This is a genomic window from Metabacillus sp. GQ13 (assembly GCF_059758525.1).
The window spans coordinates 68827-88043 of sequence record NZ_JCAXET010000005.1 but is presented as its reverse complement, the minus strand read 5'-3'; the positions used below and the strand labels follow the sequence as shown (position 1 = coordinate 88043).

Here is a 19217-nt window from a genome sequence, read left to right as displayed (position 1 = left end):
TAGTCAGGAATTATATGACACGTACATTTCTTTTATAGGGAGGGCTATTAATGGAAGAGAATCAAAATTTAAAAATTTTAGTTGTGGATGACGAAGAAAGAATAAGACGACTTCTACGGATGTATTTAGAAAGAGAAAATTATCTGATTGATGAAGCAGAAAATGGTGACGAAGCATTAGAGTTAGCTTTGAATAATGAATATGATTTGATTATGTTAGATATTATGATGCCTGGGATGGATGGAATTGAAGTTTGTAAGCAAATACGTGAAAAAAAGGCCACTCCGATAATTATGCTTACGGCAAAGGGGGAAGAGGCTAATAGAGTTCAAGGCTTTGAGGTAGGAACAGACGACTATATTGTTAAACCATTTAGTCCAAGAGAAGTTGTTTTGCGTGTAAAAGCATTATTAAGAAGATCATCGCAAACATCTTATTTGAAAACGGACACAAAAACAAAAAATGTGATTGTATTTCCTCATCTTTCAATTGATCATGATGCACACCGTGTAACTGCAGATAGTACTGAAGTAAGTTTAACTCCAAAAGAATATGAGTTGTTATACTTTTTAGCTAAAACACCTGATAAAGTATATGATCGAGAAAAATTATTGAAAGAAGTATGGCAATATGAATTCTTTGGTGATTTACGTACAGTTGATACTCATGTAAAACGCCTTCGAGAGAAACTAAGCAAAGTATCTCCTGAAGCAGCAAAAATGATTGTTACTGTATGGGGTGTGGGTTATAAATTTGAGGTTAACAATGCATGATACTTTGGAAAAGTGTTGTAGGTAAACTTTGGATAACGATTTTATTACTCGTTTCATTTGTTTTATTTATTTTAACGATATTAATGTTAGAGTTCATTGAAAATTATCATGTAGGTGAAGCCAAAGATGACCTTACACAACTTGCTACTAAGGTTTCAGCTATTATAGAAGGTAATGAGGACCAGTCTCTTGCTAGATCAATAACATGGGAACTTACAGATGAATTAACACATATTCTCATTGTTGAAGATGCTAAAACGTATTGGCATTCACCTAACGATTTTGAAGATATACCACATTTAGATATAGAAGATATTGAAGCTGATTCTGATCTTGCAGTGACCTTAACTAAACAACAAGAAATAAGTAAACGGCAAAACTTGGAGCAAACGAATGATTATGCAGCAAATGCTGAAGATGAGGTTTTAATTGTCGGGGTACCTTATAAGGTTTCAGATAAGAAAAATGGTGCGGTGTATATCTCACAATCACTTTCAGCTGTTCATGAAACAACAAAACATACCACCAAATTCATCTTATTGGCTGCAGGTATAGCGATCATTTTAACAACCGTATTTGCATTCTTTTTGTCTACAAGAATTACATACCCATTAAGGAAAATGAGAGAGGTAGCCCAAGAGTTAGCTAAAGGAAAATTCGATACAAAAGTGCCAATCATGTCTCAAGATGAAATTGGTGAGCTAGGAATTGCCTTTAATCAAATGGGTAAACAATTAAAATTTCATATAAATGCACTAAGTCAAGAAAAGGAGCATTTAACAAATATTTTGAGTAGTATGGCGGATGGTGTTATTACATTAAATATTGATGGAACGATATTAATCACTAACCCACCAGCAGAACGTTTTTTACATGCGTGGTACTATGAGCAAGGAATGGACATTCAACCGGTTGTTCAGGAGTTACCTCCAGAGGCAGATGAACTTTTTAAACTAGTTGTCTCTACTGAAGCGGAGCAATTACTCGAAATATCACTTCAAGGTAGAAGCTGGGTCATTTTAATGAGTCCTTTATACAATCAATCCTATGTCAGAGGAGCGGTTGCAGTCTTAAGGGATATGACTGAAGAACGCCGCTTAGATAAGTTTCGCAAGGACTTCATTGCCAATGTAAGTCATGAATTAAGAACGCCTATCTCAATGCTTCAAGGATATAGTGAAGCAATTGTTGATGATATTGCAAGCACTGATGAGGAAAAAAAGGAAATAGCACAGGTAATTCATGATGAATCGTTACGAATGGGAAGATTAGTTAATGATTTATTAGATTTAGCTAGAATGGAAGCTGGCCACATTTCCCTAAATATAGAGGAGAATTCGGTCCCAGAATTTATCGATAAAATTAATCGTAAATTTCAAGGGCTTGCTAAAGAGAAAAAGATGGATCTTAATGCTGAAGTTTCGTTAACAGAGCCATTATTTAGGTTTGACCCTGACCGAATTGAACAGGTATTAACAAATTTAATTGATAATGCTATTCGACATACTTCTGAAAATGGAAAGGTTACCCTATCTGTTGTCAATAGTCATAATGATTTAAAAATTCACGTTCAGGATTCAGGTAGTGGAATTCCAGAAGAAGACTTACCGTTTGTATTTGAACGATTTTATAAAGCTGATAAGGCTCGAACTCGAGGAAGAGCTGGAACCGGTCTCGGACTCGCAATTGCGAAAAATATTATCGAAGCACATAAAGGGAAAATTCAAGTTCATAGCAAGGTTGGAGAAGGTACGACATTTACTATCCTTTTACCCCGAATAAACGTAGATTTTGATTGAAGTTGACGAACAATCTTGTTCCATAAGAAACAATATTTCTTTCTGCTTTCTTTGCAAAATAGTTAAAATAACCTATTCATATGAATAGGTTATTTTGCCTGTTAGTCACTTGAATTTATATAAAGGCTATCAAAGAGAACTGGGCTAAGAGTATAATAGGAAGCGGAGTTACCGGTTTAATAAGTTATAAAAATACATAGTATGATTATTCCGTAATTGATTAACCATCAATTTTTAAGAATGGAGAGTGTAAGTAGTGAATTTATACACAAGAACAGGTGACAGTGGTAAAACAAGCATTATTGGTGGGAGAGTTGATAAAGACCATTTACGCGTTGAAGCGTACGGAACAATCGATGAAGCAAATTCTTTCATTGGGCAAGCAATGACCTTGCTAAATGATCCGAAATTCAATGATATATATAAGGAGTTAGAGAAAATACAACATGAATTATTCGACTGCGGTGGAGACTTGGCAGTTAGTAAAGAAAAATACCCTTTTAAAACTACTGCTGATATGGTTGATTTTTTAGAAGGTAGAATTGATCATTATGTTGAGGAAGCACCTGATTTGGAGAAATTTATCTTACCAGGAGGTAGCCAAGCAGCTGCCATTATTCATCTTGCAAGAACGATAATAAGAAGAGCAGAAAGACGTACAGTGTCCTTAGAGAAGGAAATGGACATTAATATCATCGTCTTACGCTACTTGAATCGCTTGTCGGATTACCTTTTTGCAATCAGCAGAGTCATTAACTATCGTTTAGGTGTAAAAGATGTAGAGTATGAAAGAAGTGCACTCGTTTTCAAAACGACATCAAAAAAAAATAAACAGGATAAATAGTGCTCTAGTTTTCTTAATAGAAGAACCCTTAAATTAACATCGCATGGATAAAATGCTAAACAGGCGCTTTGAAAATGTTTAGCATTCTGTTTTACCCTACCTTAATTACCTCTAATGCAATCAAATTTTTTATGCAGTTAGTTAGAAAGAAAACTCTGAAATCAATCATTCAAATAGTTGAGATTAGAGTGAATTATCTTAACGAAAACAGCATTAATTATTAATAATTTATTAACATTTTGTATAATCCTCCAAGAATACTAGCAACTGTGCTAAAGTATATATTACATAATGTCAAATATTACGAGAATATTTCAGATATATTACATTGTGAAATGTGCAACTTTTTTTATTTTGTTGCGACTAAATAATAGAGTGGAGGGGCATTCATGGAGGATACCTTTCAGAAGATATATGAAAAATATCATCATGACCTTTTTCAGTTTTTATTTTATATGGTGAAGAATCGTGAACAAGCAGAGGATTTAGTTCAAGAAGTATATATTCGAGTCTTAAAGTCCTACGATAAGTTTGAAGGTAGGAGTAGTGAAAAAACATGGCTTTTTTCGATTGCCAGGCATGTTGCAATCGATTGGTTTCGTAAACAAAAAAAGATTCGACATCGATTATTAGAAAAATTCGATTGGGACAAACAACAAATTGAGGATAATCAGCCTATGCCTGATGAGGTTACCTTGCAGAATGAACAAATTCAATGGATGTACCGCTCCCTTGACATATGTTCAATCGACCAGCGTTCCGTTCTGATATTACGTTATCTACAGGAACTTTCAATCACAGAAACAGCTGAAGCACTAGGTTGGTCATCTAGTAAAGTTAAAACAACACAGCATCGAGCGCTAAAACAACTTCAAAAACAAATGCTAGATATTTCTAATAAGGAGGGGTTATCTTTTGAAAAGAAAAGAGTGGAGTGAAGAGCAACTCGAACAGCTTTTACAACAGTTACCCCTTGTGAAAGATACACAAACTCCTGAAGGCATCTATAACAGAATAGTAAAAAAACAGCAAAAAAAGAAGATCAGTGTATGGATTGCTCCCACGTTTGCAACAGTTACAGCGCTTCTACTCCTATCGATCATCACTCCTTACATTTTCCAAAGTTTTATATTTAATCAAGAAAGTTCGAGTTCAAAGGATATGGCAATTTCACAGGATGAATCGAAAGAAGCAGAAGAATATGAAAAGGATGACACTGAAGGAAATATGGCAGAAGCAAAATTAGTTGATGAAGTCCCGATAGATCAGGAACTCTATACATTCGATAAAAACAATGATGATAATATTGAAACATTTGTTACAAATCCATCTGAGGCTGAAGAAATAATAACGGTGGGATTTACAGACGGAAATTCTCAAAATATTATTCCAGTAAGTGTTGATACTAACACTAAACAAAATAATATAAAAAATATTGGTGAAATCATTTCAAAAGTGAATACAGAGGAACTTGGTTTGATAGGGTCTGAACTAATTTATTCTACGTTAATAGAAGAGAAAAATCCTCAAGAAATCGGTATAGAATACCATGGAAAACCAGTATTGACCAGTAAAACTGAAGTGCTCTATCATGAAGCGATTGAGGAAACATTTCGTTGGCTTGATTATAAAAAGGCAAAACTCTATACGAATGATGATGAAGGGATAGAATTTAGTACTTACGGGAATAAAACTGAGTTAAATTTGAATCAGGCTAGTAAAAGGGCTTACTTTCTATATCAATTTGACGAACAAACGTCAAAACTGTTGGCGCCATCACCGGGTTCTTATGAGACCCTTGAGAATGCATTTAATTCGATGAAAATAGGGATAGAGAAAAGTGGTTTAAAACCAACAATTATGGAAAATATTACAAAGATTACTACAATAGAAATTGGTGAGTTGCTAGAAATTGAATTTATTCATGATACAGAATTTAAAAATAATGAAGATACCATTATTATGCTTGAAGCAATTTTATTAACCGCAAAGGAATTTGGATATAATAAGGTTCAATTTAAAGGCATTGATATTGACCAAATCGGAGTAATGGATTTAACAAATCCAGTAGATGTACCTTACTCACCTAATCCAATTAAGGCAAGTTAAGAGGCTCACATTTTGAGTCTCTTTTTCTTTTAGTTTCAAGACGTCATCATTGCAAAGATTGATGACGACAGTGTAATTACTTTGAAGATAGATTACATTTAAAAGTGAAAAAGTATCTGAAAATCTTGTAATATGTTCAAGTCTTTTGCGCTTTTCATATGTACAAGATTTAAGGTTGTAGTAATGATGTATGTATATTAAGGGAAATGTTGTTAAATACTACAGTTGTTCTTTTTTTAGACAGGCATACATAGAATGACCGTATAGATAAAATGAGACATGCATAATACCTTAGTTTCTTTTGGCTTTTAATTGGCACTTTTCTAAAAATTTGTTGCAATCAAAAATAAAAGAAAAGATGCATCTACTTCAAAATTTATAGGTTGTTAGAAACAACAATCTTAAGTTCGAAATTTTTACAATAATTCAAGCCTGGGCATACAAAGTGTGATTTTCGCACATGCTTGTGTAGTATCGAAAAATCCAGTTAATGAATAACAGGATTGGTACGAAAATAGCAAAAAAATGTAGGGGGAGAAAAATGCTAGTTTTATTAAAACGTATTAGTATATTAACAATGATAGGCTTTTTTTTAGGGATGTTTGTAGAAGAGTTAAATCATGATGCATTAGCAAATTCTTACATAGATGAATTAGAAGATCATTGGGTACAACCCGTTAATGGGGAAATTACAGATACTTTTGGTACGCGAAATGGAAATCATAAGGGTGTTGATATTGCTGCTCCTAAGGGTGAAGAAATTGTATCCGTTTCAGATGGGAAAGTGACTAAATCCTACTACTCTGATTCATATGGCCATGTCGTTTTTATTGAACATCCGGAAGGGTATGAAACAGTTTATGCTCATTTGAGCAAGAGAAATGTAAGCGAGGGTGAGACGATTAAAAAAGGTGAAACTGTTGGGATTATTGGAAATACTGGAATATCAACAGGAACTCATTTACACTTTGAATTACATAAAGGCGAATGGACATATGATAAGACACATGCCTTAGATCCTTTATTCGTGTTTGGTTTACCTGACTCGAATGTTACAACAGATCATACTCATGGTGTTGATCCAACAGAATCAGTAATTAGTGAGCAATCTTCTCGAGTTAGTGAAGAGAAAAAGCAGACTATCAAGACCGAGGTTCAATCTAGTTCTGTTGAGAAGGCCGAAAATAATCAAGTTGGAAAAGAACAGCAGAAAGTGGTGAAAGTAACAAAAGGTGATACACTTTGGGGAATTTCACAAACCTTTAAGGTTACAATAAAATCACTTAAGGAATGGAATAAGTTAAACTCTGACACGATTTACCCTGGACAAGAGATCACAGTTTATTTAAACAAAGAAAAAAGCTACGTCGTTCAAGCTGGTGACACAATTCAATCAATAGCAAAAGAATTCAGAGTTGCTCCAGAAGCTGTAAAAGAAGCAAATCAATTAGAAAATGAAATGATCTTTCCAATGCAAGTTTTATCAATTAGTAAATAGTGAAATGTGCACCTGATAAGGGTATGTTTGTTTTTACATAGCTTTATTAATTAATCCAAATTATTACATTCAATATTTTTTAACTCAAAATGGACGTACAAAATATAGCATTAACATTGTTTTTCTCCTTTAATGCTTACGTCCAACCTGATTGCTGCAATGTTAACATCGTGTCACTTATTACTTTACTGACACGTCCAAATTACATCGTGTATATCAATGATATAAAGGTATGTCCTTTAGGATGAAAATTACTACTGAAATAATCATTGATTCAGACAATTCTTTTACGGGAGAAACTTATGTAAAAGTAAAGACGAGAATGCTGGTATGATTGTAAAGGAAAGAGGATTTATGGTTAGTGAAAAGTTCCATTTACTAACATGAAAACTTTTAGAAGAGAAAGTTATTGGTGATAATGAATCTATACTCAAGGGTACACAAAATGACCAATTTGCTAAAATGGATTTTTGAACTGGGAAAAGAAACTATTAAAAAAATGTCTAAAAAAACCCTTTGCAAACTTGCAGAGGGTTTTAGAAAACTATTCAAACTTCAAAGCATCTCCATCGAACTTTTCGTCAGCGATCTTAATTGAATCTGTTGGACAGCCTTCGAAAGCATCCATCATATCTTCTTCAAGAACCTCTGGAACTTCGACAATGCCTTTATTTTCGTCTAAAGTAACAAAGGCAATACCTTCATCATCATAATCATAAATGTCGGGTGCTGCTGCCCCACAGGCACCACAAGCTATGCAAGTATCCTTGTCAACAATTGTATATTTTGCCATATAAAAACAAACCTCCTGATAAGATAAATACCATACTCTCATATGGTAGAACTTAAATAATTGTACTTATTTCTATTTATATAAATGCTTTGGCATTTTCAGTGCCTATTTGTATTGTAAATCGGTTTTATGGACATTTCAATAAAAAACTCTTTAATATGGTAAACACTACCGACTTTTTACACTATTTTATGTCCAAAATAATTCATTCGTGAGCAATAAAATCAGTATATATGGTAACTAAAGTCCACAAATTTGTTAAAATAGAAAGTGGAATCGAATTTTGTCAAACATTGTAGGGTGATATAATGAATAGTACTTATTTTCATTTAGTAATACTATTTTGTTTTAAGCAACTTAATGGAGAGAGAACAGTCTCTGCTATATATCATTTGCTTAAAGGAAAAAAATCTTCACAAACAATTCAAGATGGTAAACTTTTTAACCTTTCACACTTGTTTAGCTTATTTCCACGGGTTTCGCGTCAACAAGTAAGTGATTCATGTGAATTACTTTTGCAAGAGGGTTTAATCGAATCAATTTCCGAAAAGCATTACTTATTAACACCCAAGGGGAAGTTAAGCTTATATGAAGAGCTAAATATTAAACCGATACCTGCTAATCTTAATGGGTGGTTATATGGTGATATAGGAAGAGTCTTTTGGCAAAGATTATCGTTACTTGTTCAAGTATTGTCTAATTTCGTCATTGAGAGATCGACATATCTACCTGTAACTAAAAACCAGGAGGATTTACAATGGGTAAAACGATTTTTAAAGCAGACTCATTACCATAAAAAGGATCTTGTCGAAAATCTGTATGTGGAAATAAAAGATACTTTACAGTTTCAAACAAATAAAGATGCACTAATCTTTGTTCAAAGACTAACTTCAAGTCAAAAAATTGGACAAACATTTGAACAAATTGCCATCAATGGCAAAGAGGATCCAATCTATACTTATTTACTTTTTTGGAATGTTATTCATACTGTTATCAATCAACTAATGACCAAAGAGGACCAATCTACCATCTTTAATGATTTAATTAAGGATAAACGCCAAAAAAATGTATTAACTACTTCAACTGCACTGACACATTCCTATTTGTTACAGGGATTTAGTCTATCTGAAATCGCAACAATTAGAAATTTGAAGGAAAGCACAATCGAAGATCATATTGTTGAAATTACTTTACATGATAAAAGTTATTCTCCAGATGCCTTTTTATCGTTAGCAGAATCAATCCAAATTAACCATGCAATTGACATTCTTCAAACACATCAGTTGAAACAGGTTAAAGATTATTTACATCACCAATTTACATATTTTCAAATTAGACTTGCCTATGCACTGAATGGGAGGAACGGATGAACAAACAGATTGAAGCTGTATTACACGAACACTTTCGTCTCGAACATTTCCGAACAGGCCAGAAGGAGATAATAAATGCGGTCTTAGAAGCTCATGATGTTATTGCTATGCTTCCAACAGGTGGAGGAAAATCACTTTGTTACCAGCTACCTGGTTATCTTTTACCTGGACCAGTTTTAATTGTTTCCCCGCTTCTTTCTTTAATGGAGGACCAAGTTGAGCAAATTAAATTAAGAGGCGATAAAAAAGTAATTGCTTTGAATAGTACATTACCATTTATGAAAAGAAAAACGTATCTTCAAAATCTTAAGTCTTACCGTTATATTTATGTTTCTCCGGAAATTCTCCAATATAATTATGTTTTGAGTGCAATAAAAAATGCAGGAATCTCATTATTTGTTGTCGATGAGGCACACTGTATATCTCAATGGGGACATGATTTTAGACCGGATTATTCACGACTAGGAAAAATTAGAAGTGAGCTGGGACAGCCACCTTGTTTAGCTTTGACAGCTACAGCTACAAAAGAAGTACTTGAAGATATTAAAACAATACTAAATTTTGGTTCACAAAATAAAACCTTTATTTATTCGATTGATCGACCTAATATTGCAATCAAAATTGAAAAACACAAAACAATCGAAAAAAAAATAGACCGGATTCTCCATTTTGTTCGTACATTAAAAGGGCCTAGTATCATATATTGTTCAAGTAGAGTATGGACTGAACGTATAGCAGGTATGTTAACAGATGCAGGTATAGAAGGTGTTGGGTATTATCATGGAGGAATGGAGCAAGAACAGAGAATACTTATCCAACAACAATTTTTATATGATCAACTTCAGGTTGTTTGTTGTACAAATGCATTTGGTATGGGGATAAATAAGCAAAATATTCGCTTTGTCATTCATTTTCACTTTCCTTCACAAATAGAATCCTATATGCAAGAAATTGGGAGGGCTGGTAGGGATGGTCTTCCAAGTCTTGCTGTAACGTTGCTAACAGAAAGTGATTATGAAGTACCAAAATTATTAGTAGAATCTGAGTTCCCTTCTTTTGAGAAGCTTTACCGTACTATTTATTTTTTACAAGAGCATACAGTCGAATCAATGACCTTTGATAAAATAAATGCAGAATGTGATGTAACAGAAGTTCAATGGAGATATATAGAAAGTCAATTAGATGCATTAGATAGCTTAAATTTGGAGCCAGAAAGTCTAATTTCAATAATTTGGAAAAAGATTGAAAAAAGATTGATGTTTAAACATGATAAATTAAGGAAAATGGAAATATGGCTAAATTCAAAAGAATGTAGACGGCGAACATTATTAGCTTATTTTGATGAAGATTACCACAATCAAACCGTAATGAATTGTTGTGATAACTGTGGTATTGATGAATCATTATTTAGTTTTGTAGGGAAAGAGGATCGATTCATACAAGTCTCGGAAAAAAGTTGGCAAGATCAACTGTATGCGATATTTCATAAGGCGAGTGATTAACATTTGTTTAGAAAGCAAAATGAAGTAATAAAACAACTAACGGACAAACAGATTGTTCAAAATTTATATTTTACACAACTTATCTTACTTATTCTATCAAGTGTTTTAGCCATTTTATTATTTAATAATGTTGAGGAATTTTTAGAGCTGTGGATCATCATAACAGATGCTCGTATTATCGGATATGGAATAGCAGTTGCATTTATTGTTATTGTTGTTGATATAATTATCACAAAATTAGCACCACCTCATTTAGTTGATGATGGTGGAATTAATAAAAAACTATTTGAAAAGAGATCAATACCACATATCATCCTACTAACAGCCCTAATTGCTATTTCAGAAGAATTGCTATTTCGCGGGGTTTTACAATCCCATTTAGGAATTTGGGTAGCAAGTCTTATTTTTGCGATATTACACTTTCGCTATTTATCAAAATGGATTCTTTTTATTATGGTGATATCCATTAGCTTTTTATTAGGAATCGTTTATGAATTAACAGAGTCTATATATACAACAATCATAGCTCACTTTCTGATTGATTTAGTGTTTGCTATCCAAATCAGATTGAATTATAAAAAAGGGGTGAATGAAGAAAATGAGTGAAATGGATAAGCGCCCTGACCAAGCTGAAAACTTACGAACAAAGATGATTGATGACTATAAAGAGCTACACGGGAATTTTCCACCACGAGGAGAAGTGCATAAAGATAAAGTTGAAAAGAAAACTGCGAAATTAAAATACCCAATTATTAGTATCCTAGCAGTGTTTTTTTTCTTGGTACCGATTTTAATTTATTTGCTTTACGGCATAAATGGTAATGAAAAACCAAGTAATCAAGACCCAGATGGAGATTACACAGTGTATATCCCGAAAGTACACCAATCAGATGAGAATTCTGACTCGAATCCGGTTGATGGTAGTGAATCACCTGTGGAAGAAGAAACTAATGATATAGATAAAGAAATAGTTGAAGAAAAAAATGAAAAAACAGAAGAAGTTGATGATACAAATGAGGTTGTTACTAATTCAAACGATGTAGATACAAAAGAGAAAGAAACATTAGAACAAAATAAGAAAGAATCAGTAGGTACAGAAACAGAAACTGATAATACGACAGAGAATGAGCCAGAATATCGAGAAATAAAGACACATACAGTAAAAACAGGTGAAACGCTATTTAAAATAGCAATAATGTATTATAATAGCCGCGAAGGCGAGGAAATTATCCGGAAATATAATGGGATAAAATCGAATGATATTTACGTAGGTCAAAAGATAAAAATACCTTTGAGGTAATGTTCGAATTTTATATCAGGAGTGTTGCTAGTTCGAATTTATTCTAATAATCTTTTAACAAAACCACTCATATAAAGATGGACGACTTCATACTATGTACTAATAGTATGAGGGGAAGTGGATGTTATTGAAATACAAATTCAACTGCTGAAGGATCATACTGATGAGCCTACAAAAAAAATACTCGATAACTTGGTTGAACGCAAAAACAAATTCGAGTTATATAAAATGAAATGCTTCAGGGCGCAATTTGTTTCCTTTGTATTGTTAATGGGGTTTATTGTTTATTTATATACATTTATTATTAAACCATCAGGCGATCAAGTAGGGCAAATCTTTCATAAGATATTTGATGGGCCATTTCACATTTTTATTGTATTGTCTATCGTAGGTGGATACGCTACTGCACAATATTTTAAAAAAAAAGAGGAAAAGGCTGAAACTGAATTTCATAATCTAAGATGTGAACTAATAAGAAAAAGTACTGAATTATGGCAAAAACCATCACAATGGCAGAATCGTCATGAAGTATTTACAATGATGAAAAAAGAATTTGATATAAATTTATTTCACGAAAGTAAATGAATAAACCTACTCTATATAGAGAAACCCTTCTTTTTAGAACGAGGAGCAGGGTTTTTTGTTGTTGGTAATATATGTTATAATCCAATTCTCTACAATTTAGGTTCACTGCCTTTATTCTAATTAAGAGGTGTTTTTCTTGATGCTTATTTTTCTTGTTTCTTCTATATTATTTTGTATCATTATGGTTATTTTTATGTTTATTAAATCAAAGGAAAATCATTTATCAATACATAAACTACAATTTGATTCCTTCCCGAAAAGTTTTGGAACGATAAATATGTTGTTTATTTCGGATATCCATAGAAGAATCGTATCGGATAGATTATTAGAGCAGGTATCAACTAAAATAGATTTTGTTGTTATTGGAGGGGATTTAACCGAGAAGGGTGTACCTTTCCATCGTGTTGAATCCAATATACAACGCTTGAAAAAAGTTGCTCCCGTTTATTTTGTGTTCGGTAATAACGATTATGAGGTAGGTAAGAATGAGCTTGAACAGATTCTTTTGAAAAATGGTGTTAAATTGCTTAATAATACCTCTGCTACTTTGTCTTCTCAAACGGGTGAAGTGCTAGAATTATTGGGAGTGGAAGATATGAGTGAGGAGCGAGATCGCTTAGATTTAGCTTTGAAGAGTTCTACTAAGAATTCCTTTAAAATTTTGATTAGTCATAATCCTGATATTCATCAAAAAGTTTTAAAGAAGGATGGTATTTCGTTAATCCTAAGTGGACATACCCATGGTGGTCAAATTCGTTTATTTGGTTTTGGGTTGTATGAAAAAGGAAAAATCCACTATCTGAAAAATACAACTATCTTAATAAGTAATGGGTATGGTACATCTGGAATTCCACTTAGATTAGGAGCACCTGCAGAGGCTCATATGATACAATTTACATCTGAACAGAAAGATGACAGCTAGTATTCATTTAAAGAGCCTTACTCTAAGCACAGAGCCACTTGACAGTATGTACAGTTTACCATTTTAGCTATATAGTTGAAGGAGAAGGTTTCACGTGTATGGTAATGGGGGATTTTAATGTCTGATCAAGAAGGAAAGTACAATATAAAAGCGGTTTCTAAATTGCTGGGTATTCAATCTGGTACATTAAGAGCGTGGGAACGTAGATATAAAATGATTGAACCTAAAAGAAACGAATCAGGGCATCGTTTATATTCAGAAGAACATATTAAGATTTTAGAATGGCTACTTGAGAAGGTTAATAGGGGTTTTACGATTAGCCAAGCAGTAAATTTATTAGAGGAATATAAGGATACCTCTTTTAATAAACAGAAAACGAAGGAAACGACCCCACTTGATAAACTTAAGGACGAGCTTTTACAGTCATTAGTGAATTTTCAAAAGAACAAGGCTGAAGAGCAGATAAATCAATTGTTTAGCCTTTATACTGTCAATAAAGTTGTCATCGAAGTTTTTGGTACTCTAATTAGAGACATAGTAAAACAAAGAGATGCAAGGGAAATAACCACTGCACACGAACAGTTTGCTTATTCGATTTTACGAATAAGAATCGGTGTAATTATACAGAGCCTACCGGAATTAAATTATTTGCCTAAGGTTATTACTGTTAGTGGCCCAGGCGAAATAGACGATATGGGCTTACTTATTTTTACGTATTTTTTACGGAGTAAGGGATATGAGGTTATTTATTTAGGTGTAGGAGTAAGTGAAGAAGACTACAATAAAGTAATCGAAGAAGTGATGCCAACTTTTTTATTTTTGTCAAGTAATCTTCTAGGGAATATAAAAAGGACATGTAATTTAATTGATCAATTATCTTTAAGTTATCGACAGTTACAAATTGGATTAGGAGGAAGGATAAATTCCGCAAATGCTCTAATTCCTTCAAAATACAATAAGTACTTAATAGGTGTAACAGAACAACAATGGGAAGAATGGTTAAAGGGGAATTTAGAACAATAAACGAAGAGTGTTTACTTGTCTAAACAATAGATAGAGTGTAAACTGTTAAAAATATTAGAACCATCTCGTATAAATTTCATATGATGATTTTATATAGAGCGTTCTGACGGCAGGAGGGTATAGGATGCGGCTAGAGCGACTGAATTACGATAAAATAAAGATCTTTTTAACAACAGATGATTTAAAGGACAGAGGACTTACAAAAGAAGATCTCTGGAAAGATTCATTAAAGGTTCACCAATTATTTAGAGATATGATGAACGAAGCTAACGTTGAATTGGGCTTTAAGGCGCAAGGACCTATTGCTGTCGAAGTATATTCTCTACACGCTCAAGGGATGGTTGTAATTGTCACGAATAGCCAAGAAGTAGATGAAATAGATGACGATTTTTCTGATGATTATATTGAGATGCAAGTAAAATTAGATGAGAGTTTTGATGTTATCTATGAATATGATTCATTTGAGGACATTATTCAACTTTCTAATTGTTTGTATCAACTAAATGTTATCGAGGGAATGGTTATTTTCTATAAAGAACGATATTACTTACTTTTAAGTGACGATCAGCCAATAGATCTCGACGATATAGTAGCGATTTTAGCTGAATATGGTAGTCCTTCCACATTAACAGTCCATAGATTAAAAGAGTATGGTAAGATTATTATGGGTGAAAAGGCAATCCAAGAAATCAATACTCATTTTTGGAAAAAAGAAAAAGCAAAATGAAATGAGAGATATTAACAGGAAAATTCTCAATTTAGTTGCGTTTTTAGAATTAAACTGACTTAAAATTCAAGCGACATATTTTTATATGTCGTTTCTTTGTGTATAACATTGGATTTTATAAAAGGATCTGTTTGTATTAGGTAATCTCGAAAAAATGGAACATCTCTGAATTTATTAGAATAAAATGACATGATAACTTGAGATATAAAAAACGGCTACTTACCAAATATTAGGGCAAAATTGAAGAGGGTGTCATATTTACCATATGGGAAAATACACATGATAATCAAGCAGATATTTTGTTTTTGCCATACAATTTTGTAACCGATTACGACAAAAGATGAAATTCTGACAATAATGATTTTTCTCCTTTGCATATACATTTTTAAAGTGTATACTAATGTCTGAAAGGTGGACATTCTTTCATTTACTGAATAGATTTAGGAGGTTAGCTTAAATGGTAGCCGATAAAAACAACGGTGCTAAAAATGACAAACTAAATGTGTTGAAATCTACACAAACGGTGATACATAATGCACTTGAAAAACTTGGGTATCCTGAAGAAGTTTACGAACTATTAAAAGAACCTTTGAGGTTATTGACTGTTAAGATCCCTATTCGGATGGATGATGGTTCAGTTAAAATATTTACTGGCTATCGTGCTCAACATAATGATGCAGTAGGGCCAACAAAGGGTGGAATTAGATTTCATCCAAATGTTACAGAAAATGAAGTGAAGGCACTATCTATTTGGATGAGCTTAAAGTGTGGAATAGTCGATTTACCATATGGCGGGGGTAAAGGCGGAATCGTTTGTGACCCGCGAGATATGTCATTTCGGGAATTAGAAAGGCTTAGTCGTGGGTATGTTCGCGCTATAAGTCAGATTGTCGGTCCTACAAAGGATATTCCTGCACCTGATGTATTTACTAATTCACAAATTATGGCATGGATGATGGATGAGTATAGTCGTATAGATGAATTTAACTCACCAGGTTTTATTACAGGTAAGCCTCTAGTCTTGGGTGGTTCACATGGACGCGAGTCTGCCACAGCAAAAGGGGTAACAATCTGTATTCGTGAAGCAGCAAAGAAAAAAGGTATAAACCTTGTTGGAGCTAGAGTTGTTGTCCAAGGCTTTGGGAATGCTGGGAGTTATTTATCTAAGTTCATGCATGATGCTGGAGCTAAAATCGTTGGTATTTCGGATGCTTATGGTGGGTTACACGATCCAAATGGTTTAGATATTGATTATTTATTAGATCGTCGTGATAGTTTTGGTACAGTAACAAAACTTTTTAATGATACAATTTCCAATCAAGAATTACTGGAACTTGATTGCGATATACTCGTACCGGCAGCAATTGAAAATCAGATTACGGAAGATAATGCCGCTAATATTAGAGCAAGTATCGTTGTTGAAGCTGCTAATGGTCCGACAACAATTGAAGGGACTAAAATTTTATCTGATCGTGGTATTTTGTTAGTTCCCGATGTTCTGGCTAGTGCTGGCGGTGTAACTGTTTCTTATTTCGAATGGGTTCAAAATAATCAAGGCTATTATTGGGCGGAGGAAGAAGTAGAAGAAAAGCTCGAACATGTAATGGTTAAATCATTTAATAATATTTATGATACTAGCCAAAACCGACGGGTCGATATGCGTCTAGCCGCCTATATGGTAGGTGTTCGAAAAATGGCTGAGGCTTCTAGGTTTAGAGGTTGGATTTAAGCCCATCTATTTGCAACAAGATAAAAAATCTCCTATCATGATGATAGGAGATTTTTTATATATAGACTCTTTTCCAAAGGTTATTGAATTAGACTAAGATTGAAACACAGGAGTGAAAAATTTGTGATGAAAGAACGTACAATTATTATTGGTGGGGGTCCTTGTGGTCTATCTGCTGCAATTGCATTAGAAGAACAAAGACCTTTAGTTATTGAAAAAGGAAATGTCGTAAATGCTATTTATCATTACCCAACACATCAAACGTTTTTTAGTACAAGTGAAAAGCTCGAAATTGGAGATGTACCTTTTATCACTGAAAATCGTAAACCTTATCGAAATCAGGCTTTAGCGTATTATCGGGATGTTGTTCGGAGAAAGAAGATTCGAGTTCATTCATATGAAACTGTAGAAAGGGTCGAGAAAAAAAGTGATTTATTTCTCGTTTATACAAATAAACAAGTGTATGAAGCTAAACAAGTTGTCATAGCGACTGGGTACTATGATAATCCAAATTACATGGATATACCTGGTGAGAGTCTACCAAAAGTATTCCATTATTTTAAAGAGGGGCATCCATATTTCAATAAGGATGTTGTTGTTATCGGCGGGAAAAATTCAAGTGTTGATGCGGCATTAGAACTTGTTCATGCTGGTGCAAGAGTGTCAGTGATATACCGGGGTACAGAGTATTCTCCAAGTATTAAGCCATGGATTTTACCTGAATTTGAAGCGCTTGTTCTAAATGGGACTATTACGATGGAATTTCAAGCTAGTATACTTAAAATAGATGAGCATACTGTTACATATCAAGTAAACGATGTAGTAAGAGAAATAAAAAATGATTTTGTGTTTGCTATGACTGGTTACCATCCCGATCATAAATTTCTTGAAAAAATGGGTGTCAATATTGATGCTCAATCAGGACGACCTATCTTTAATCCGGATACAATGGAGACGAATGTAGAGGGGATATTTATAGCGGGTGTAATAGCAGCAGGGAATAATGCAAATGAAATCTTTATCGAAAATGGCCGTTTTCATGGACAACTTATTTATAAAGCATTACAACTTAGAAGTTAAAATGTAGGTAAGGCTGGCAAACTAGTCTAGTCAGCCCTACCTTTTGAAACTATATGTTATTGTAAGCTGAATTTTTAAGTAGAAAAATTCACGAAAAACAACAATCAATGCAAAAAAGTCAATTATAAAGAGAAAATCTCTTCAAGTCTTTTATGGTCAGTAGTTGTTTCTAATGCGATCATCAATTTGAGCCTAGCCTTTTGACCATTTAATCCATTGCTAAATATCATACCTAATTCTTTCAAATGTCTCCCACCGCCTTCGTATCCATAGACGTCTTGGACGATTCCATTAAAACAACGAGATACGAGAACAATTGGAACTCCTTTTTCTAAAAGTTTCTTTAGAGAAGGGAGCATCAAAGGTGGTAAATTCCCTTGACCTAGTGCTTCAATAACTAATCCATCTAGTTGGAGATTATTGATCTGTAAAAGTCGATCATCCATGCCAGCGAACGCCTTCAGTAAAAGAACGTTTTTATCTAGCTTTGAAACATGAAAAGAATCATTTAAAACAGGGGTGTGGTGGAAGGATACACCAGCTTTATTAACGATACCTATTGGTCCATATTGTGGACTTTGAAAGGTTGCTACATTACTTGTATGTGTTTTTGTGACATTTTTGGCAGTGTGAATTTCATCATTCATCACAACTAGTACACCGAAATCATTCGCATAATCTGCTGTAGCTACTTTCAAAGCGGACAAGAGGTTGTAAAGGCCATCTGAACCTAATTCATTACTAGACCGCATTGCACCAGTTAAGACAATTGGTATTTGTAATGATAGGGTCAAGTCAAGAAAGTATGCCGTTTCCTCAAGGGTATCTGTACCATGAGTGATGACAACACCATCAAGGTTATTTATATCCATTTGTTCTACTATATATCTATTTATTTGTAACATATTATCAGGCGAGATGTGTGGAGAAGGTAAATGAAAGAGTTCAGTTGTTAAAAGGTTAATATTTGGAACCTCTTTAAAGTGTTCAGTTAGAGGATTTCTTTCAGATGGTTTTACTTCACCTGTTTTTTCGTCTTCTTTCATTGATATTGTACCACCTGTATGTATTAAAAGAATATTTTTCATTTGTTCCTCCGTGTTTAAGAATTATTATGTTGTTTAAATGATGGTAAGACATTTTCAATTTTACGATAACATGGT

18 protein-coding genes are annotated in these 19217 nt (G+C 33.5%); 16 read left to right on the top strand and 2 right to left on the bottom strand.

Annotation, left to right across the window (positions count from 1 at the left end; genetic code table 11):
* Nucleotides 1-50: 50 nt before the first annotated feature.
* The 6 genes from AC6CHR_RS07440 (at nt 51) to AC6CHR_RS07415 (ending at nt 7023) form a co-directional block, all read left to right on the top strand.
* Nucleotides 51-773 carry a response regulator transcription factor gene (locus AC6CHR_RS07440; RefSeq protein WP_498247943.1) on the top strand — a complete coding sequence of 241 codons (723 nt, stop codon included), beginning with the start codon at nt 51-53 and terminating at the stop codon, nt 771-773.
* Nucleotides 770-2572: an ATP-binding protein gene (locus AC6CHR_RS07435; protein WP_498247942.1), complete on the top strand. Its 1803-nt coding sequence runs from the start codon at nt 770-772 to the stop codon at nt 2570-2572. Before AC6CHR_RS07440 ends, AC6CHR_RS07435 begins: the two co-directional genes overlap by 4 nt.
* A gap of 256 nt (nt 2573-2828) precedes the next feature.
* Nucleotides 2829-3416 (top strand): cob(I)yrinic acid a,c-diamide adenosyltransferase, encoded by a 588-nt coding sequence (locus AC6CHR_RS07430; protein WP_498247941.1) that lies wholly within the window; start codon nt 2829-2831, stop codon nt 3414-3416.
* A 389-nt stretch (nt 3417-3805) separates the two neighbouring features.
* Nucleotides 3806-4354: an RNA polymerase sigma factor SigX gene (sigX, locus tag AC6CHR_RS07425; protein WP_498247939.1), complete on the top strand. Its 549-nt coding sequence runs from the start codon at nt 3806-3808 to the stop codon at nt 4352-4354.
* Nucleotides 4332-5525, top strand: coding sequence for an RsiX family anti-sigma factor (locus AC6CHR_RS07420; protein WP_498247938.1), 1194 nt, complete (start codon nt 4332-4334; stop codon nt 5523-5525). The genes sigX and AC6CHR_RS07420 overlap by 23 nt, the downstream gene beginning before the upstream one ends.
* A 541-nt stretch (nt 5526-6066) precedes the next feature.
* Entirely contained in the window at nt 6067-7023 is a 957-nt protein-coding gene (locus tag AC6CHR_RS07415) for a M23 family metallopeptidase (protein WP_498247937.1), read from the top strand.
* A 544-nt stretch (nt 7024-7567) separates the two neighbouring features.
* Here AC6CHR_RS07415 and AC6CHR_RS07410 read toward each other — a convergent pair.
* Complete coding sequence (locus AC6CHR_RS07410) at nt 7568-7816, bottom strand: ferredoxin (RefSeq protein WP_498247936.1); 249 nt, start codon at nt 7814-7816, stop codon at nt 7568-7570.
* Between the two features lie 308 nt (nt 7817-8124).
* Here AC6CHR_RS07410 and AC6CHR_RS07405 point away from each other — a divergent pair, with 308 nt between their 5' ends.
* The 10 genes from AC6CHR_RS07405 (at nt 8125) to AC6CHR_RS07360 (ending at nt 18054) form a co-directional block, all read left to right on the top strand.
* Nucleotides 8125-9186 carry a YpbB family protein gene (locus AC6CHR_RS07405; protein ID WP_498247935.1) on the top strand — a complete coding sequence of 354 codons (1062 nt, stop codon included), beginning with the start codon at nt 8125-8127 and terminating at the stop codon, nt 9184-9186.
* Nucleotides 9183-10688, top strand: coding sequence for a RecQ family ATP-dependent DNA helicase (locus AC6CHR_RS07400; protein ID WP_498247934.1), 1506 nt, complete (start codon nt 9183-9185; stop codon nt 10686-10688). The genes AC6CHR_RS07405 and AC6CHR_RS07400 overlap by 4 nt, the downstream gene beginning before the upstream one ends.
* Before the next feature lie 3 nt (nt 10689-10691).
* A complete protein-coding gene (locus AC6CHR_RS07395; protein ID WP_498247933.1) occupies nt 10692-11294 on the top strand; it encodes a CPBP family intramembrane glutamic endopeptidase in 603 nt (200 codons plus the stop codon).
* Entirely contained in the window at nt 11278-11988 is a 711-nt protein-coding gene (locus AC6CHR_RS07390; protein WP_498247932.1) for a LysM peptidoglycan-binding domain-containing protein, read from the top strand. The genes AC6CHR_RS07395 and AC6CHR_RS07390 overlap by 17 nt, the downstream gene beginning before the upstream one ends.
* 117 nt (nt 11989-12105) lie before the next feature.
* The gene (locus AC6CHR_RS07385; protein WP_498247931.1) at nt 12106-12573 is read left to right on the top strand and encodes a DUF2663 family protein; all 468 of its coding nucleotides are present in this window, start codon (nt 12106-12108) and stop codon (nt 12571-12573) included.
* 139 nt (nt 12574-12712) lie between these two features.
* A complete protein-coding gene (locus AC6CHR_RS07380) occupies nt 12713-13495 on the top strand; it encodes a metallophosphoesterase (protein ID WP_498248198.1) in 783 nt (260 codons plus the stop codon).
* A gap of 117 nt (nt 13496-13612) precedes the next feature.
* Entirely contained in the window at nt 13613-14518 is a 906-nt protein-coding gene (locus tag AC6CHR_RS07375) for a MerR family transcriptional regulator (RefSeq protein ID WP_498247930.1), read from the top strand.
* Nucleotides 14519-14642: 124 nt separating this feature from the next.
* The gene (locus AC6CHR_RS07370; RefSeq protein WP_498247929.1) at nt 14643-15245 is read left to right on the top strand and encodes a genetic competence negative regulator; all 603 of its coding nucleotides are present in this window, start codon (nt 14643-14645) and stop codon (nt 15243-15245) included.
* 457 nt (nt 15246-15702) lie between these two features.
* A complete protein-coding gene (locus tag AC6CHR_RS07365; protein WP_498247928.1) occupies nt 15703-16974 on the top strand; it encodes a Glu/Leu/Phe/Val family dehydrogenase in 1272 nt (423 codons plus the stop codon).
* 123 nt (nt 16975-17097) lie between these two features.
* Entirely contained in the window at nt 17098-18054 is a 957-nt protein-coding gene (locus AC6CHR_RS07360; RefSeq protein ID WP_498247927.1) for a YpdA family putative bacillithiol disulfide reductase, read from the top strand.
* A 122-nt stretch (nt 18055-18176) separates the two neighbouring features.
* Here the strand turns inward: AC6CHR_RS07360 and AC6CHR_RS07355 are convergent, their stop codons facing one another.
* Complete coding sequence (locus AC6CHR_RS07355) at nt 18177-19142, bottom strand: asparaginase (RefSeq protein ID WP_498247926.1); 966 nt, start codon at nt 19140-19142, stop codon at nt 18177-18179.
* Nucleotides 19143-19217: the final 75 nt, after the last annotated feature.

Excerpts from the sequence above, each read along its gene's own strand:
- AC6CHR_RS07440 (WP_498247943.1), top strand. The coding sequence starts at position 51 with ATGGAAGAGAATCAAAATTTAAAAATTTTAGTTGTGGATGACGAAGAA.
- AC6CHR_RS07435 (WP_498247942.1), top strand. The coding sequence starts at position 770 with ATGATACTTTGGAAAAGTGTTGTAGGTAAACTTTGGATAACGATTTTA.
- sigX (WP_498247939.1), top strand. The coding sequence starts at position 3,806 with ATGGAGGATACCTTTCAGAAGATATATGAAAAATATCATCATGACCTT.
- AC6CHR_RS07415 (WP_498247937.1), top strand. The coding sequence starts at position 6,067 with ATGCTAGTTTTATTAAAACGTATTAGTATATTAACAATGATAGGCTTT.
- AC6CHR_RS07410 (WP_498247936.1), bottom strand. The coding sequence starts at position 7,816 with ATGGCAAAATATACAATTGTTGACAAGGATACTTGCATAGCTTGTGGT.
- AC6CHR_RS07405 (WP_498247935.1), top strand. The coding sequence starts at position 8,125 with ATGAATAGTACTTATTTTCATTTAGTAATACTATTTTGTTTTAAGCAA.
- AC6CHR_RS07400 (WP_498247934.1), top strand. The coding sequence starts at position 9,183 with ATGAACAAACAGATTGAAGCTGTATTACACGAACACTTTCGTCTCGAA.
- AC6CHR_RS07390 (WP_498247932.1), top strand. The coding sequence starts at position 11,278 with ATGAAGAAAATGAGTGAAATGGATAAGCGCCCTGACCAAGCTGAAAAC.
- AC6CHR_RS07380 (WP_498248198.1), top strand. The coding sequence starts at position 12,713 with ATGCTTATTTTTCTTGTTTCTTCTATATTATTTTGTATCATTATGGTT.
- AC6CHR_RS07375 (WP_498247930.1), top strand. The coding sequence starts at position 13,613 with ATGTCTGATCAAGAAGGAAAGTACAATATAAAAGCGGTTTCTAAATTG.
- AC6CHR_RS07370 (WP_498247929.1), top strand. The coding sequence starts at position 14,643 with ATGCGGCTAGAGCGACTGAATTACGATAAAATAAAGATCTTTTTAACA.
- AC6CHR_RS07365 (WP_498247928.1), top strand. The coding sequence starts at position 15,703 with ATGGTAGCCGATAAAAACAACGGTGCTAAAAATGACAAACTAAATGTG.
- AC6CHR_RS07355 (WP_498247926.1), bottom strand. The coding sequence starts at position 19,142 with ATGAAAAATATTCTTTTAATACATACAGGTGGTACAATATCAATGAAA.